Source organism: Vibrio scophthalmi LMG 19158, from assembly GCF_000222585.1.
In the GTDB taxonomy this organism is placed as follows: domain Bacteria; phylum Pseudomonadota; class Gammaproteobacteria; order Enterobacterales; family Vibrionaceae; genus Vibrio; species Vibrio scophthalmi.
Genome location: NZ_AFWE01000080.1, coordinates 1 through 15,745, shown reverse-complemented (window position 1 = coordinate 15,745; position 15,745 = coordinate 1). Strand labels below are relative to the sequence as shown.

At 44.5% G+C, this 15,745-nt stretch carries 16 protein-coding genes, 1 tRNA gene and 1 pseudogene; 11 read left to right on the top strand and 7 right to left on the bottom strand.

Translation table 11 applies throughout. The features are described 5' to 3' along the window. Positions 1–19 precede the first annotated feature (19 nt). From RH88_RS07320 to RH88_RS07310, 3 genes are all read right to left on the bottom strand, one after another. Positions 20–1,084: a M24 family metallopeptidase gene (locus tag RH88_RS07320; protein WP_005594602.1), complete on the bottom strand. Its 1,065-nt coding sequence runs from the start codon at positions 1,082–1,084 to the stop codon at positions 20–22. Between the two features lie 114 nt (positions 1,085–1,198). Then, entirely contained in the window at positions 1,199–2,542 is a 1,344-nt protein-coding gene (locus tag RH88_RS07315) for a PTS sugar transporter subunit IIC (protein ID WP_005594601.1), read from the bottom strand. Between the two features lie 71 nt (positions 2,543–2,613). After that, a complete protein-coding gene (locus RH88_RS07310) occupies positions 2,614–2,955 on the bottom strand; it encodes a PTS sugar transporter subunit IIB (RefSeq protein WP_223296370.1) in 342 nt (113 codons plus the stop codon). Positions 2,956–3,139: 184 nt separating this feature from the next. Between RH88_RS07310 and RH88_RS07305 the strand changes: the two genes are divergently transcribed. Further along, a complete protein-coding gene (locus RH88_RS07305; protein WP_005594598.1) occupies positions 3,140–3,496 on the top strand; it encodes a PTS lactose/cellobiose transporter subunit IIA in 357 nt (118 codons plus the stop codon). Positions 3,497–3,594: 98 nt separating this feature from the next. Further along, positions 3,595–4,791: a MalY/PatB family protein gene (locus tag RH88_RS07300; protein ID WP_005594596.1), complete on the top strand. Its 1,197-nt coding sequence runs from the start codon at positions 3,595–3,597 to the stop codon at positions 4,789–4,791. A 139-nt stretch (positions 4,792–4,930) separates the two neighbouring features. Here RH88_RS07300 and RH88_RS07295 read toward each other — a convergent pair whose 3' ends face one another. After that, a complete protein-coding gene (locus RH88_RS07295) occupies positions 4,931–5,326 on the bottom strand; it encodes a hypothetical protein (protein ID WP_005594594.1) in 396 nt (131 codons plus the stop codon). Positions 5,327–5,500: 174 nt separating this feature from the next. Between RH88_RS07295 and RH88_RS07290 the strand changes: the two genes are divergently transcribed. Genes RH88_RS07290 through RH88_RS07280 form a run of 3 tightly spaced genes read left to right on the top strand, consistent with a single transcriptional unit; the run spans position 5,501 to position 9,143 of the window. Further along, positions 5,501–6,841, top strand: coding sequence for a DASH family cryptochrome (locus RH88_RS07290; RefSeq protein WP_005594592.1), 1,341 nt, complete (start codon positions 5,501–5,503; stop codon positions 6,839–6,841). Next, entirely contained in the window at positions 6,841–8,436 is a 1,596-nt protein-coding gene (locus RH88_RS07285; RefSeq protein ID WP_005594590.1) for a cryptochrome/photolyase family protein, read from the top strand. Before RH88_RS07290 ends, RH88_RS07285 begins: the two co-directional genes overlap by 1 nt. Beyond that, positions 8,436–9,143 (top strand): SDR family oxidoreductase, encoded by a 708-nt coding sequence (locus RH88_RS07280; RefSeq protein ID WP_005594588.1) that lies wholly within the window; start codon positions 8,436–8,438, stop codon positions 9,141–9,143. Before RH88_RS07285 ends, RH88_RS07280 begins: the two co-directional genes overlap by 1 nt. 44 nt (positions 9,144–9,187) lie before the next feature. On the opposite strand, the gene RH88_RS22885 is transcribed toward RH88_RS07280, so the two are convergent. Then, positions 9,188–9,340, bottom strand: coding sequence for a DUF2256 domain-containing protein (locus RH88_RS22885; RefSeq protein ID WP_081467367.1), 153 nt, complete (start codon positions 9,338–9,340; stop codon positions 9,188–9,190). Positions 9,341–9,709: 369 nt separating this feature from the next. Here RH88_RS22885 and RH88_RS07275 point away from each other — a divergent pair, with 369 nt between their 5' ends. Continuing rightward, the gene (locus tag RH88_RS07275; RefSeq protein ID WP_005594586.1) at positions 9,710–10,405 is read left to right on the top strand and encodes a VC0807 family protein; all 696 of its coding nucleotides are present in this window, start codon (positions 9,710–9,712) and stop codon (positions 10,403–10,405) included. A 391-nt stretch (positions 10,406–10,796) separates the two neighbouring features. Next, on the top strand, positions 10,797–12,059 hold the full coding sequence (locus tag RH88_RS07270; protein ID WP_241212167.1) for a cyclic di-GMP phosphodiesterase: 1,263 nt from the start codon (positions 10,797–10,799) through the stop codon (positions 12,057–12,059). Between the two features lie 27 nt (positions 12,060–12,086). Here RH88_RS07270 and RH88_RS07265 read toward each other — a convergent pair. After that, positions 12,087–12,272 (bottom strand): annotated as a pseudogene (locus tag RH88_RS07265) (hypothetical protein); the annotation flags it as partial. 332 nt (positions 12,273–12,604) lie between these two features. Here RH88_RS07265 and RH88_RS07260 point away from each other — a divergent pair. The 3 genes from RH88_RS07260 to RH88_RS07250 all read left to right on the top strand — a co-directional run bounded on the left by RH88_RS07260 (position 12,605) and on the right by RH88_RS07250 (position 14,357). Then, on the top strand, positions 12,605–13,177 hold the full coding sequence (locus RH88_RS07260) for a hypothetical protein (RefSeq protein WP_005594580.1): 573 nt from the start codon (positions 12,605–12,607) through the stop codon (positions 13,175–13,177). After that, positions 13,170–13,409, top strand: coding sequence for a hypothetical protein (locus tag RH88_RS07255; RefSeq protein ID WP_005594579.1), 240 nt, complete (start codon positions 13,170–13,172; stop codon positions 13,407–13,409). The genes RH88_RS07260 and RH88_RS07255 overlap by 8 nt, the downstream gene beginning before the upstream one ends. Before the next feature lie 375 nt (positions 13,410–13,784). Then, positions 13,785–14,357, top strand: a complete 573-nt coding sequence (locus tag RH88_RS07250; protein ID WP_005594577.1) for a hypothetical protein — start codon at positions 13,785–13,787, stop codon at positions 14,355–14,357. Between the two features lie 137 nt (positions 14,358–14,494). On the opposite strand, the gene RH88_RS07245 is transcribed toward RH88_RS07250, so the two are convergent. Continuing rightward, positions 14,495–14,571 (bottom strand) — tRNA-Arg (locus RH88_RS07245). Between the two features lie 202 nt (positions 14,572–14,773). On the opposite strand from RH88_RS07245, the gene folD reads away from it, so the two are divergent. Further along, positions 14,774–15,634 (top strand): bifunctional methylenetetrahydrofolate dehydrogenase/methenyltetrahydrofolate cyclohydrolase FolD, encoded by an 861-nt coding sequence (gene folD, locus RH88_RS07240; protein ID WP_005594575.1) that lies wholly within the window; start codon positions 14,774–14,776, stop codon positions 15,632–15,634. The last annotated feature ends 111 nt before the right edge of the window (positions 15,635–15,745 follow it).

Below are 15,745 nucleotides of genomic sequence, written 5' to 3'. Positions count from 1 at the left end.
GTGCTATACCACAGCTAATTCAAGATATTTTGCTAATATCGCGTAATTTTCGCGGCAACTTGGTCAAGCTTTCACAGCCGTTTTCAGTGATCACCAGCGTGTCTTCCACGCGCGCGCCACCGACACCTTGTAGGTAAACGCCTGGCTCGATGGTTAACACCATCCCCGCTTCAAGTCGCGCGTTGCTACTTGCGGTTAATAGCGGGTACTCGTGCCCTTGCAACCCCACACCATGGCCAAGGCCATGGCAAAACGCCTCACCATAGCCAAGCTGAGTGAGATAGTGCCGCACAGCTTCATCAACAGCGGCAGCACGAATGCCGGGACGAAGCATCTCAACACCCAACCGTTGCGCGTTATGCACCGCGGTAAATAAATCGTGTAACTGAGAAGAAATCGCGCCGATACAGAAAGTGCGCGTAACATCTGAATGGTAACCTTGATACACCACCCCAAAATCAATGGTGACCAGTTCACCATCAGCAATAAGGCGATCTGACGGGCGGCCATGAGGCAATGCGCCACGTTCTCCTGAAACAACAATCAAAAAATCAATGCTGTCAGCCCCGAGCATGCGCGCATGAAACTCAAGATGCGCCGCTAATTGGTGCTCACTCATCCCGAGATGATAATCGGCCAACGCAAGCTCAATTGCAGCTTCAGTGATCTCACACGCTTTTGCGATCAGGCGAATCTCTTGCTTCGATTTACAACGTCGCAAAGGTGCAATGACATCACTCGTTGGCACTAGTTGCTGAGATAACCCTTGCTGCAATAACTCGAAGTCTTGATAACTCAGCGCGTGTGATTCAAATCCCAACCGTTCAACACCATGAAAATCCAGCCTCTGTTGCAAGGTTGGTAACCAACCTGCGCCATCGGTACACTCTCGGTAGCAATGTGGACTTTGTTCCGCGACTTGATGCCAATATTTACCAGCAACCAGTAACTCGGCGCCCGTTTGGGTAAGCAATAAGTGACCACCACTACCGGTAAAGCCACTTAAGTAACGCTTGTGATTGTTATCGCTTACCAGCAACGCATCAAACTGCGCTTGGTACGGCTTTAGACTGAATGTAGGCATTCGCATCTCCCCGCTTAGAAAGAATCTGATCTCGCAGATAGAACATCATTGAGATCAGATTGGTTTGCTATCGAGCTAAGTTACTTATCGATCTAAATTAGTTATCGAGCTGGGTTAGAAATCGAGTCCCAGTTCATCGAGCAACTCATCATCTTTCTTGCTGAAGACCGACTTTTTCTCTTTTTCCGCTTCAACTTGCGCTTCACGGATCATTTCTTGTTTATCCATAATTCGGAAGAACGGATAGTAAACACAGAAAGAAGCCATAATCTGCACCACCTGAACAAACGGTGTTCTCCAGTCAAAAGCGGTTAAATAACCTTCAAAGAACAATGGTAGATACGGTGGATCAAAGAACGGTTTTGCTAGGAAGCCATATTTCATCAGTACTAGTGGGAAGATACCAATAAGCGAGCCACCAAAAACAAACGGAATAAATAGAATCGGGTTTAAGATGATTGGCGCACCAAATAGCACCGGTTCGTTAATACCAAATAGACTCGGCACCAAAGAAACCTGACCCACTTTTCGATAACGTTGCGTTTTGGCAATCATCATCGCGATGACCAAACCTAGCGTCACACCGGAACCGGTAAAGTTCACAAAGGCTGAGAAAGTACCACCAGTCACAAAGTGAGGCAGTTCCTCTGCTAATGTTTTCGCTGCAATGTTTTCTGACAGATATTGAACAAAAATAGGAGATAGGATTGGGCTAAGCACTGCCGAGTGAATACCAAAGAACCAGAACAACAAGCGCAGCATGATCACAAACCACACAACCCACAAGTTATCTAGGCTACCAACCACTGGCGCTAACACTTCCATCAAGATTTCTGGTACTAATAAACCACCTGTGAAATCAGCAACAAAGTAGCGGATTGAGATAAACAGCACAGCAATAAATGCCGTCGGCGTGATCAATTCAAACGAGCTAGAAACAAAGTCTGGCACGCCTTCAGGCATTCTGATCACCAGCTTTCTCTCAGTAAAGAACCGATATATTTCCACACTGGCAATCGCCACAAATATCGCCGTAAACAGACCTTTTGAGTCAAAGAAGCGAATATCGAGCGAACCATCGGGGTTAACCGTAGTGGTCAATATCAAATAGGAGAAGAGCGATAAGGCGATCGCACCAACGGTGTATATTTTATACCCTTCGCTCAAGAAGTAAGCGATGGCAATAACGGTATATATTGCAATAAAGCCAAGTGAAAACTTGATTAACAGATCGATCAGGTAAGCATTATTAATAAACCATTCTTGTACAGCAGCTGAATCAGAAAATACGTTCTTCAGTGCTTTTAATGGATATGCCATCGAGCCAAGCAGCAATATAGGCGTCAATACGACCATACCTTTTTTTACTGCACTCAGATGGACTTGCTTATCTATTTTTTCTGCAATTGGTAGCAATATGCTACTCAACAGTTTTTCAAAAGAAGCAAACAGGCTCATATAAATAACCTTTGTTCATTATTATAATGGGTACTGGTAATCACGCACTTATGTAGGGAGAGGCGTGAAACTTAGTCCGTTAGACTCATTTGATGCTTTTTGTGTGCAAGAAGCGCTTGTTTTAGTACCGTTGCACCATCCATAGCACCGTAAATTTCAGCTGAAAGCAGTACCGAAGGCTTATTGTTTTCTAATGCAGATGCTTCAATCGCCTTATATTTATGGCTCAATTGAGGGCCAACAAGAATTACTTCAAAATTGTTAATTTTTTCTGCTAGTCGATCGACAGAAATAGCCTCTAACGTGAAGTCTTCCAAATTCAGTTTTTGACTGCCGTTGATCGTTTTCTTAATTTCTTCCATCATCATTGTGGTTGAAAAACCACCAGCACAAACTAGTAAAATCTTCATCATTATTTCCTTTCTATTCGTATATCAGATTCGTATTAAATTACGGCTCAATTAACAGCCATCTGCCTAATTTCGTCAACGAAACTTGATTTCACTAAATCTGTGAAATCAAGTTTCATCGCTTTTTTTCGGACGTCTGATAGTGTGAATACATCAAACGAAATCAATCAAATCCAAGGAACATCCCATGAGCAACACCCAAGAAATGAATGAAGATTTTGAAAAAATCATAATCTCTATCGTGAGTTATTCAGGCGAAGCGAAGGGTTATGCTTATGAGGCTTTATCGCTGTCAGAAGAAGGCAAATTTGACGAAGTAGATGCCATGATGGAGCAATGTAACGTCAGCGTTCGCAAAGCCCACGCGGTGCAAACTGATCTGATCCGTCAAGAAATTTGTGGTGAGAAAATCGTGGTGAGTATGATCATGGTTCACGCACAAGATCATCTAATGACGACACTTTCTGAACGCGAACTGATTCGTAAAATGATTGAACAAAATCGTCGTTTACACCGTTTAGAACAAGCGTTGCTGAACAAATAACTTTCTTCCCCCCCGAGAGTTATTGCTCCTGCAGTAATGCTGGCGCGGCGATGAAAGTCACCGCGTCTTTCTACCCTTCCTTGCTTAGGAACTGCTCGATGAGTTTTGATTTTTCAGCCCCCACTAACCGCCTCAATACTTACTCTACGCAGTGGGATTATGTTGGCGACCGCTTTGGTTTTTCAGATCTATTGCCTTTCACCATTTCTGATATGGATTTTGCCTCCGCCCCTTGCATCACCGAGGCACTACAGCAACGACTAGATCATGGTATTTTTGGCTACAGTCGCTGGAATCATGCCGATTTTAAACAGTCCATTTGTCACTGGTTTGCCAACCAATATCAAACAGAGCTAAATGAAGAGAGTTTGGTGTATGGTCCGTCGGTCATGTACATCATCTCTCGTCTGATTCAGCTTTGGTCCAAGCCTGGTGATGGCATACTCTATTTTGATCCTGCCTATGATGCCTTCAAGCCAATCATAGAGAGCGCTGATCGCATCGCGATACCGAATCCGCTGCAAGCCATCCCCCGTTCAGCACAAGATGCACAGCGCAGTGATTATCAAATCAATTGGTCACTGCTGGAACAACAAGCGGCCGATCCTAACTGCAAAATTTTGTTATTGTGTAACCCACACAACCCGACTGGAAAAGTTTGGACCCAAGAAGAACTGAGCAAAATAGCTGAGATTACCCAACGGCATAAACTCTGTGTGATCAGTGATGACATCCACATGGATATTTGCTTTGAGCCTTACACTCCTTGGACAAAAGTAGCGCAAGATAACCGATGGGCGCTGGTGAGCTCAGCCTCAAAATCATTTAACGTCCCTGCGCTAAGTGGCGCTTATGCCGCGATTGGGTGTGAGCAGACCAAGCAAGCGTATTTAGAGATCCTCAAACTGACCGATGGCTTGTCCTCGCCGTCTATTTTTGGCGTGATTGCCACGATGAGCGCCTATCGCGAAGGGGCACCTTGGCTTGGTGAACTCAAAGAGTATTTAGGCCAGAACCTTGAGTGGGTTGCTGAACGTCTCAACCAAGCGTTTCCGCAACTGAATTTTTGCCCGCCACAAGGCACATACCTCGCATGGATCGATCTGACGCCATTAGGAATTGATATGGATGCACTGCAACACGCCCTGATCCACGATCATAAGATCGCCATCATGCGTGGTGACGCCTACGGTCCATTAGGTCGCAACCATTTGCGTTTTAACGTCGGCTGTCAGCGTAGTAAAGTGGAGCAAGGGCTAGAAGGGCTGATTAAGGCGATTGAATCGTTGAGATAACAACAAATCATCGTGACAAGTAGCGAACTTAAAATGCACAAGGGCTGATGAGAACGATCTCATCAGCCCTTATTATTATCTTGAGCGATGTTTACAAGCAGTCTTTATCGAAGCTTGCTACATCATTGAAGAAAAGCGATTACTCTTCAATAGACTCATCGTCTTCAATACCACACTCAGTACAGCTTTGTAGTGCAATGTCATGCTCAAATACAGCAACTGTATTACCATCAGCCAATAGCTCAGCGATTTCATCTGCGACTTCTTTCTCATCGTCAGCTTCAATCTGACCATCCAGCTCTTCTTCCGAGTAACCGTAGAAATTCAGCAATAGATAATCACGCGCTTCTGCAGCCGTGCATGTCACGTTTACGCAAAGATCCGCTTCAATGTTGCCTTCAGCAATGATCGTAGAAAGTTGCGCTAAAACATCTTCTTTCATCGTTGCCGTTAGCCAACCAAGATCAACGTTTACTTGCGTTTTTTTACAGCCAAAGCAAGGTAGTTTCTGAAAGTAGTATTGAAAGTTAGTCATAGTAAATATCTTCTTTAAGGTTTCTATAGCCAGATTATGCGCGTTTTTTTGCAAAATACTATCTCTAATACCTGGCCAAATTTCTTTGCTCCATTATCACCTCAACACTGATCGACTAACGCTTGCTCTCGTACCTAAAAAAGCCTGATAAAATAATGAACTTGGGAACTTAACGTGACAAACACAATAGGTCTATATTGGTTTACGCAGGATCTGCGCATTGAAAACAACCCGCTGCTGCAACGAGCTGCTCAAGAAGTCGATACGCTAATCTGCCTCTATTGCGTCCCAAAAATGACACGATTTATCACTCACTACGCACATGAACATCGCTTCTCCGCAGCAAAAATACAGTTTCTATCTCAATCCGCAAAGTGCCTCCAAAAATCACTTACCGCACTAGGTCAACAACTTGTGGTCACCACATCGACTCCTTATGCCAAATTACAACGCATTATCCATGACCATTCGGTTGATCACTTATACTGCGACGCCTTCGTCGGCACTGATGAAAAACAGGTTTTACGGCAACTTAAAGAGCAATTCCCCTCACTGATTGTAACTCAAGACCATGTACGCAGCCTTTTCCGCAAGTCCGACTTACCATTTGAACTGAATGCTCTACCATCAACGTTTACCCAATTTCGCAAACAAGTTGAAGAACTCGACAAACCAGCACGCAATACAACAACTACAAGGTTACCACCGCCACTACAAATTCAATTTGAGGAAACATGGCCTAAGTTACCCCCCACTCAACCCGCGCTTTTTGAGGGCGGCGAACTTGCTGGGCTAACGCATTGTCAGCGCTATTTTTCCTCCCCCCTACCACAACACTATAAGCAAACTCGCAACGAGCTAGATGGCATGGATTATTCAACCAAACTGTCACCTTGGTTGGCGATAGGTTGCCTCTCACCATGTACCATACTTTCGATGTTAGCAGAACATGAGCATCAATTCGGCCGGAACGAATCCACCTACTGGATCTCTTTTGAATTGCTCTGGCGAGAGTATTTTTATTGGTCAGCAATGAAACATGGTGCAAGGTTGTTTCGCTTTTCAGGCAATAAACCTAGCGCGCCACTGACGAGTTTCTATCCGCAAAGATTTTTGCAATGGAAGCGAGGCGAAACCCCTTTCCCGATCGTGAATGCGTGCATGCACCAACTCAACCAAACTGGCTTCATGTCCAATAGAGGTAGACAGATCGTCGCCAGTTGTTTGATCCATGAATTGCAACTGGATTGGCGCTACGGCGCGGCGTATTTTGAAACTCAGCTAGTCGATTATGACGTCGCATCAAACTGGGGAAACTGGCAATACCTTGCAGGCGTCGGTGCAGATCCGCGCGGTTCAAGACGTTTTGATCTCAACAAACAAACTCAGCACTATGACGCTGACTTGTCCTTCATTCGTCGCTGGCAAGGCCATTGTTCACACGCGCAAACAGATGGTGTCGATATGGTCGATTGGCCTATCGTGCCCCAAAAAGGTAATCAGGAGTCCATCTAATGCACTACACTCGAGTTCGCCTTATTTTGGGCGACCAGTTAAACGCCCAACACAGTTGGTTTGAACAGGTTGATGAGACCACCTTATATTTAATCGCAGAGCTGCATCAAGAAACCCATTATGCGCCACACCACATTCAAAAAGTATGCGCCTTTTTTCTTGCTATGCAGGCATTTGCCAACGAGCGACAACAAGAAGGTCACCATATCCTACATTTGACCTTAGATGACACTCAGCACTTCGCCGATATTACTGCATTGATTGCCCACTACGTCGCCAAAGTCAATGCCTCTATTTTTGAATACCAGCGTCCCGACGAGTACCGATTACTCGCTCAACTCGCTAACCTGAAACTCCCTCCGCTAGCCAACAATAAAACCCCGTCGTCGCCAAGCAGGATAAGCACCACCAGCGTCACGACAAATTGTGTCGATAGCGAACACTTTATGCTGCCATATAGCGAGATAGAGCAACAATTTCCAGCGCAAAAACACATCATGATGGAACACTTTTATCGCCGTATGCGAAAGCGCTTCAATGTCATGATTCATGACGGTAAGCCCGAAGGGGGAAAATGGAATTTCGACGCCAGTAATCGTAATAAACTCAAATCTCAAGATATCGAGCAGCTCCCGCAACCTATGCTGTTTGGCACAAAGACCTGCGAAGTCCTCCAGCGCTTAAAACGACATAACATCAATACTATTGGCTCAATTGGTGACCAACTAATTTGGCCAATTAACCGTTCTCAAAGCCTCTCTTTACTCGCTTATTTTTGTCAAATTTGCTTACCTCTGTTTGGCCGTTTTCAAGATGCGATGACACAAGAACACAACGCCAAGTGGAGCTTGTACCATAGTCGCTTATCCTTTTCTCTTAATAGTAAACTGCTCAGCCCTGCAGAAGTGATTGATGCCGCACTTGAAGCCTATCGTAATAGGTCTGACATAGATATCGCTCAAGTAGAAGGCTTCATACGCCAAATACTCGGTTGGCGTGAGTATATTCGAGCAGTTTACTGGGCCAATATGCCCAACTACCAAACCTTAAACGCGCTCGATGCTACACAAGCTTTGCCTCACTACTTTTGGGATGGCGAAACCAAAATGTCGTGTCTACATCACGCGATTAGTCAGTCTCTCGATTATGCTTACGCGCATCATATTCAACGTTTAATGGTGACAGGGAATTTCTGCTTGATTACCGAAATCGCCCCCGTTCAAGTCGACCAGTGGTATCTGGGTATTTACATCGATGCAATAGAATGGGTCGAGATGCCCAATACTCGTGGTATGGCTTTGTTTGCTGATGGCGGTATCGTCGGAACAAAACCTTATGCGGCGAGTGGCTCATACATCAACAAAATGAGTGACTACTGCAAAGGATGCCATTACAGCGTTAAACAACGCAGTGGCGAAGGTGCGTGCCCATTGAATAGCCTTTATTGGCGCTTCATGCATAAGCATCGCCAACGTTTAGCCAATAATCCTCGCATTGGAATGATTTATCGCTCTTGGGATCGCACCGATCCGCAAATACAAGATGAGATATTGCTCACCGCAGAGCAATACATGCAGAATATCGAGGAGCTATGATGGAAATTTTGGTCGTTGGCGGTAATGGCGGGATCGGCTTTGCAATGGTGCGTGAGCTACTTATGAAATATCCAGATGCTCTTGTCCATGCCACTTACCGGCATGCTCTGCCTAAATGGCAGCATGACCGCCTGCAATGGCATCAATTGGACATCACCAAAGAAACACAAATCGCGGTATTCAGTGCACAGCTAACCAAGCTCGATTGGTTGGTGAATTGCGCGGGTATGCTACATACCCCGACAAAAGGGCCAGAGAAGAATTTAGCCTCAGTTCAAAGTGATTTCTTTTTGCATAACATCTCAGTCAATACTTTACCGACGTTGTTGCTTGCCAAGTATTTTTCGCCAATATTAAAACAGAGCCAAGCCCCTAAATTGGCCGCTATTTCCGCTCGAGTCGGTAGTATTACAGATAACCATCTTGGAGGTTGGTACAGTTATCGAGCCTCCAAAGCGGCGCTCAATATGCTTCTGAAAACCATTGCGATTGAATGGCAACGCACGATCAAACACGGCACCGTACTCTCTTTACATCCAGGAACAACGAACACGCCCCTTTCCGTGCCATTTCAGGCGAATGTACCACAAGGAAAACTGTTCGAATCACAGCAAGTGGCCTGCGATTTAGTCCGAATAATTGAAACGGTAACCCCACAACAAAATGGCGCATTTTTAGCTTACAACGGAAAAGTATTGCCTTGGTAGAAAGGAGAATAATCGACAATATCGGCAGATAAACTTTTATAGTTCTATTGATTCGACGCGATTTTTTTTGCGCGGCGACAACGTTGAGAACAATACACAACTTCATCCCAGTTGCGCTGCCATTTCTTTCGCCAAGAAAATGGCCGCAAGCAGACAGGGCAAACTTTGTGTGGCAGAGCCGATTTGAAACCTTTCACACTGTACTCCAAAACAAAATCAAACTGGATAATGAGTTTATAGACCGAAAAACAAACGAATTAAACACGCATCATTCCTTAACCGATAAGCATTGAACATCAAACCAATCTTCACCCCTATGACTTTATTCCCTTGGCCTCAAAATGCGTTTGAAGCAGGCTCAGAACACAGCACAACTTGCCCATACTCTTACGCTCAAATTGAAACGCATCACGTCCAAACTAGGTCTCTCGTATCCCAAACAATGTGACCGACATCATAAGTCGTTACATAACTCGACGCTTTAATGCTTTACATCTGATGCTAGGCAATTGACACTTCGTCTCGAATTAAAATCGCAGCCGACAGAGTAAAGTCAGTAGGAAATTATGAATAACACGACCGCGAAAAAGTCGAATCCTCTCTTCGAGATCCTCTTTAACGTCTTCATCCCTTCATTTATCTTGATGAAATTTAGTGGCGATGAACACCTAGGCACCGCAATGGCACTTGTCGTCGCGTTGCTATTCCCCATTGTTTACGGTGGCATGGATCTCATCCGCAACAAGAAGTTTAACTTTATCGCCGCGCTTGGCTTTGTCAGCGTTTTATTGACCGGTGGTATTGGCTTGCTAGAACTCGATACACGTTGGTTAGCACTTAAAGAAGCCTTAATTCCGGGTCTAATTGGCTTGGCCGTTCTAGGTTCAACCTTTACTCGTTACCCGTTCATGCAGAAGATGATCCTTAATGACACCATCTTAAACCTTTCTCTCATCAATGAGCGCTTGCAACAAAATGGGGGTAAAGCCGCTTTCGACCGTTGCCTTGTATCATCAAACTACCTGTTTGCGAGCACCTTCGCTTTTTCTTCTGCGATGAACTATTTCCTTGCCACTTGGATTGTCACCAGTCCTGCGGGAACAACGGCATTTAATGAAGAATTAGGTAAGCTAACCCTATACAGCTACCCGATCATCGCCATCCCTAGCATGCTGATGATGTTCGGTATCTTTTACTACGTCTGGCGCCAAATTCGCTCGTTGACCTCTCTAAAAACCGAGCAAATTTTTCATACTAAGTAAACTTTCAAAACTGAACCTGATGTTGATGACATTAGGTTCAGTTTATTGCGAGTGCACCTTATTTCGATAGCCACTCCCCGACCCATTTCATTCAATCCATCTCTTCAACAAACCTCCATATCAAAAACTTTTCGTCTCAAAAGCACTTTCTCCAACACAGCCCCTCGAACTCAACCCAACAACCAAATAGACCGATTTTCAATCAGTTAAGTTAAAATTTAGCTTCAATTTCATCGCATGGTTTAAGCAATGAGCAATAGTGCTCACCAACATCAACTTTCCGCTGAAATAAGATAGAAAAGTCCCGGACTCCGGAGTAGAGTCAGGCTGAAATAAAATACCAAGCATTCGTGCGAATAAGGTATTGCAGTTAATTTTGATATGAATGAATATGAAAGTAAGACTTGATGTACAGCAGCTGCGTGTCGGCCATTATATTTATCTACCACTCAAATGGGGCCAGCACCCTTTCTTACTCAATTCTTTTAAAATCAAAAGTGATGAGCAGCTCAATATCATCAAGCAGCTTGGGCTAAAAACCATCACGATTAATGCACTGAAAAGTGATGTTCAAGATGTGGAAGCTCAACCAAGCAATCCCCCTCCAACGGAACAGGTATGCCATGAGCATTTACTCGAATCCGTTGCAGAAGATGCACTCGACCAAATGTGGCTTAAAAAGCAAGACAGTTGCAAGCAGTTTGCCGCCATTGAAGACCGTATTCATCGCTCTAAAGAGGCCTTTGCCAGCACGCTTAATGATGTTCAAGACCTTTTTGATCTTGATAAGCTAAGTGCAAATCCCAGCATCAGCCAATCGTTATCAATAGTAAACTTTCTCTACAAAAATATTGATACCGAGAGCGGCAGCGCAATTCATTTAATGAATGATTCTGTAGGCTACAGCCGATTGCATTACCATTCGCTCAACGTGTCGTTGTTATCGGTTTTGATCTGCCAGGCAAAAGGGTTTAACCCCAAGCAATGTCAGTTAGCGTCCTTCTCTGCGTTGTATCACGATATTGGCAAAAGCCAGTTGCCGATGAGTTTGCTGTCTAAACCAGAACCACTGGCAGAAGATGATCGCCAGCGGCTCGCTTCGCATTTAGAGAAAAGCCTAAAAATTTGCGCAAAGATCCCTAAGTTCCCAGAAGCCGCTTTAAAATTAATTGGGCAACATCATGAGCTCAACGACGGTTCCGGCTATCCAAATAGTTTGAGCTTAGATGAGATCCATCAACTCTCACGCGTGCTCATTTTAGCCAATGCTTATGACAACCTATGTAATGGCGTAAACAGCCAACATAGCCCCCATAGTGCACTGACCTACTTATACAATAAGTGCCGTGGGCAACATGATGTAAAAGACATTATGGCGTTAATTAGCGTTGTTGGCGTTTATCCGCCAGGCACCATTGTTGAGCTCTCTGACCATCAAATTGGGGTCGTGATTTCCACCAACAAAGAGACACGCCTAAGCCCATACATCTTGGTCTATGATCAAAATGTGCCTCGCACCCAAGCGGCCATCATCAATATTGCTGAATTTGGTTTGAGCATCACCAATGTCTTGGACAGTAAAGAGCTCACTCTCGATCAGTATCACTACTTGAACCCGTCAGCACAATCGACCTACTTTATTGATGTTGAGTGATCGCCAATAACATCACTCTGATTAATGACGCTTCCCGTCAGTGCCATGCTTTTTGACTTTCCACTCCCCTTCGCCATAGACCTTCAGCCCTGTAGCATCAATGGCTAGATGTTGGATTGCATCTTCGTCAATCCAACATGTCAGTGAAACTCGATTAATTAAAGCTTGGTTATGTTGTTTCCAGTTGGTTGTTTTGTAGCGAGGCTTGGCCATTGGTCTAAGTATTTGAGTGAACTTAGCTGATCAGATAGTAAGTTTCAGATAGTAAGTTAATGATTTAGTTCCCTGATTTAGGAAACAAAGCTTACTGAATAAGCTAGAGAAGATTGAAAAACTCGTTGGTTAGATAACCAAAATTAGGGGCAAAGTAAGCGGCGCTCCTTAATTCTAATTACGTTTTGGGGCAGAGGGGAGCTAGCGATGAGAAAAATTGCACTTACAGGCCACCTATGCACAATAAGCATCGCATTAACTAATTGTTGTAATTGTGTTTAATTTGGTGATACAGATACTAAGGCGGTCAATCATTCACCAAATGCCCAATAATGAAACTAGTAATCACCAGTTTATTTATTCTTACCCTTTCTGGATGCAAAACTTCCAGCTCAGAGCCAATACCATCAACGCCAACTGATACATCGGAATTAACTCAAACACTCAAACAGCAACCGACCATTGATGGCCAATTTCAAGTGCTGTATGACCGATTTGACCACACCCTTGATCGCAGTGAGTCACTCACAGGGCCGGATGAAAACAACGACGGCATACGTGACGACATTGAAAATTTGATCAATCTGTTGCAAGTCACCGAGCCGGTGCGCAATGCAATAAAGCAAAATGCTCGCTATTTTCAAAAAAATCTGTATCACGATTGGGGTGACGACAGTGATGAAAACGTGGTGAAAGCATGGCGGATGGGGGATGAGTATGAAAAAGTCCTTGCCTGTAAAAATTATGCCGGCATTTCAGCTCGTGACAGTGGCAACATCGCAAAAACGTTGACAGCGCTCACCTACAACACCAAAGCCCGCACCATGACTTATTTGTCATACAATCGCTTACAAGATGGGGCGCTCAGTGTAGCACTTCAAGCGGAGGCGCAATATTGTGAATAAGTGGACTAACATATGGATCCTTGCTCTGTTGTGGACAACGAATGCTCACGCCAATAGCTGCAAAATTGAAGGTTATATGTCCTTGATTGCCAACAACATGGAAACCAAGATGAATAAATACTTTCTAGCCGAGGTGTGTTCATACCTACTGCACAGCACATTGAAAAACCAAGACACAGAAATTTGTCTCTCTAAAACTGCTGAATATGAGGGGGAAAACTACATTTTTTAGCCAATACCATGAAGATTGGTGATCGTTACTATGAGCCTGATCTTTTCGTGCTCAACACCTTAACGTACCTACCAAGGTTCTTATGTAATTTACCTGCGGTATACATTCTGAGTCACGAGTACATTTACAAGCTAATTCTGGGTAAGCTACAGAAGATTGAAAAACTCGTTGGTTAGATAACCAAAATTAGGGGCAAAGTAAGCTGCGCTCCTTAATTCTAATTACGTTTTGGGGCAGAGGGGAGCTAGCGATAAGAAAAATTGCACTTACAGGCCACCTATGCACAATAAGCATCGCATTAACTAATTGTTGTAATTGTGTTTAATTTGGTGATACAGATACTAAGGCGGTCAATCATTCACCAAATGCCCAATAATGAAACTAGTAATCACCAGTTTATTTATTCTTACCCTTTCAGGGTGCAAAACTTCCAGCTCAGAGCCAATACCATCAACGCTAACTGATACATCGGAATTAACTCAAACACTCAAACAGCAACCGACCATTGATGGCCAATTTCAAGTGCTGTATGACCGATTTGACCACACCCTTGATCGCAGCGATTCACTCACAGGGCCAGATGAAAACAACGACGGCATACGTGACGACATTGAAAATTTCATCAATCTGTTGCAAGTCACCGAGCCGGTGCGCAATGCAATAAAGCAAAATGCTCGCCAATTCCAAATAAACTTGTATCACGACTGGAGTGACGACAGCGATGAAAACGTGGTGAAAGCATGGCGAATGAGTGATGGATTCTTGAAAGTCATTGCTTGCCAAGATTTTATTGGTATCGATATCGATGACAGCATAAACATCGCCAAAACACTGACAGCGCTCACCTACAACACCAAAGCCCGCACTATGAACTTTATAGCGTACAATCACCTACAAGATGGATCGTCCAGTGTTCTTCTTCCTGCAGAGGCGCAATATTGTGAATAAATGGTCTAGTGTATGCCTCATTGCACTGTTGTGGACAACTAATGCTCATGCTAATAGCTGCAAAATTAAAGATACGGCGTCACCAGATCGCAAAAGCCCCGACAACTCATTGAGTTATCGGGGCTTTCTAGAATAAATGGCACGCCCTGCAGGATTCGAACCTGCGACCACATCCTTAGAAGGGACGTGCTCTATCCAGCTGAGCTAAGGGCGCGCTACAGGGCAGGATTATACGAGTTAGAACGCGCAACACAAGACCTTTTAGTAACATTCTGATCTGAATGCTTAAAAAAAGGGCAGCGCTGAGGGCTATGATTAAAAACACCACGAAGCAAACGTTTGCTTATGGATGTTCGTCAAATTTTTTGCGACAATACCCCGCGTATTACTCGCCATTCTATTTCTGAAGGAAAGTCATGACAGCTCAAAACATTGATGGGAAGTTGATATCGCAAACTGTGCGATCTGAAGTTGCTGCACGAGTGAAAGCGCGCAAGGAAGCGGGTTTACGTGCACCAGGTTTGGCTGTGGTTCTTGTGGGTGAAGATCCCGCATCACAGGTGTATGTAGGCAGCAAGCGTCGCGCTTGTGAAGAAGTTGGCTTTGTTTCAAAGTCATTCGATTTACCCGCCACAACCAATGAACAAGACTTACTGAGCTTGATCGATGAATTGAATGGTGATGACACGATTGATGGCATTCTAGTACAGCTACCTTTGCCTGCCGGTATTGACACCACACACGTGTTAGAAAGAATCCACCCAGAAAAAGATGTTGATGGTTTCCACCCATACAATGTCGGTCGTTTAGCTCAACGTATTCCAAAGCTACGTTCATGCACACCGAAAGGCATTATCACTCTGATGGAGCGCTACAACATCGAGATGCGTGGTAAACATGCGGTTATCGTTGGAGCTTCTAACATTGTTGGCCGCCCAATGACGCTAGAGCTGCTGCTCGCTGGCTGTACAACCACAACATGCCATCGCTTCACTAAAGATTTAGAAGGCCATGTACGTCAAGCTGACGTGGTTGTGGTTGCAGTTGGCAAACCTAACTTTATTCCGGGTGACTGGATTAAGAAAGGTGCGGTGGTAATTGATGTTGGTATTAACCGTTTAGATAGCGGCAAGCTGGTTGGTGATGTGGAATATGCTAAAGCCAAAGAGCACGCAAGCTTCATCACACCCGTTCCCGGTGGTGTTGGCCCGATGACAGTTGCGAGCCTAATTGAAAACACCATGATGGCGTGTGAGCAGTTCCATACGGACAAATAGCAGCAGAAGTGGGATTTGAGAGGCGAGAGCGCTCCGCTTCGAGAATATGTTCCACAGACTGATGAATAACCGAAGGGTTGGCGATGATCGTCAGCCCTTTTTTGATCGATA

Bases quoted from the DNA above. Each gene is read 5' to 3' on its own strand.
- RH88_RS07320 (WP_005594602.1), bottom strand. From the start codon at position 1,084: ATGCCTACATTCAGTCTAAAGCCGTACCAAGCGCAGTTTGATGCGTTG.
- RH88_RS07315 (WP_005594601.1), bottom strand. From the start codon at position 2,542: ATGAGCCTGTTTGCTTCTTTTGAAAAACTGTTGAGTAGCATATTGCTA.
- RH88_RS07310 (WP_223296370.1), bottom strand. From the start codon at position 2,955: ATGATGAAGATTTTACTAGTTTGTGCTGGTGGTTTTTCAACCACAATG.
- RH88_RS07305 (WP_005594598.1), top strand. From the start codon at position 3,140: ATGAGCAACACCCAAGAAATGAATGAAGATTTTGAAAAAATCATAATC.
- RH88_RS07300 (WP_005594596.1), top strand. From the start codon at position 3,595: ATGAGTTTTGATTTTTCAGCCCCCACTAACCGCCTCAATACTTACTCT.
- RH88_RS07295 (WP_005594594.1), bottom strand. From the start codon at position 5,326: ATGACTAACTTTCAATACTACTTTCAGAAACTACCTTGCTTTGGCTGT.
- RH88_RS07285 (WP_005594590.1), top strand. From the start codon at position 6,841: ATGCACTACACTCGAGTTCGCCTTATTTTGGGCGACCAGTTAAACGCC.
- RH88_RS07280 (WP_005594588.1), top strand. From the start codon at position 8,436: ATGGAAATTTTGGTCGTTGGCGGTAATGGCGGGATCGGCTTTGCAATG.
- RH88_RS07275 (WP_005594586.1), top strand. From the start codon at position 9,710: ATGAATAACACGACCGCGAAAAAGTCGAATCCTCTCTTCGAGATCCTC.
- RH88_RS07270 (WP_241212167.1), top strand. From the start codon at position 10,797: ATGAAAGTAAGACTTGATGTACAGCAGCTGCGTGTCGGCCATTATATT.
- RH88_RS07260 (WP_005594580.1), top strand. From the start codon at position 12,605: ATGAAACTAGTAATCACCAGTTTATTTATTCTTACCCTTTCTGGATGC.
- RH88_RS07250 (WP_005594577.1), top strand. From the start codon at position 13,785: ATGAAACTAGTAATCACCAGTTTATTTATTCTTACCCTTTCAGGGTGC.
- folD (WP_005594575.1), top strand. From the start codon at position 14,774: ATGACAGCTCAAAACATTGATGGGAAGTTGATATCGCAAACTGTGCGA.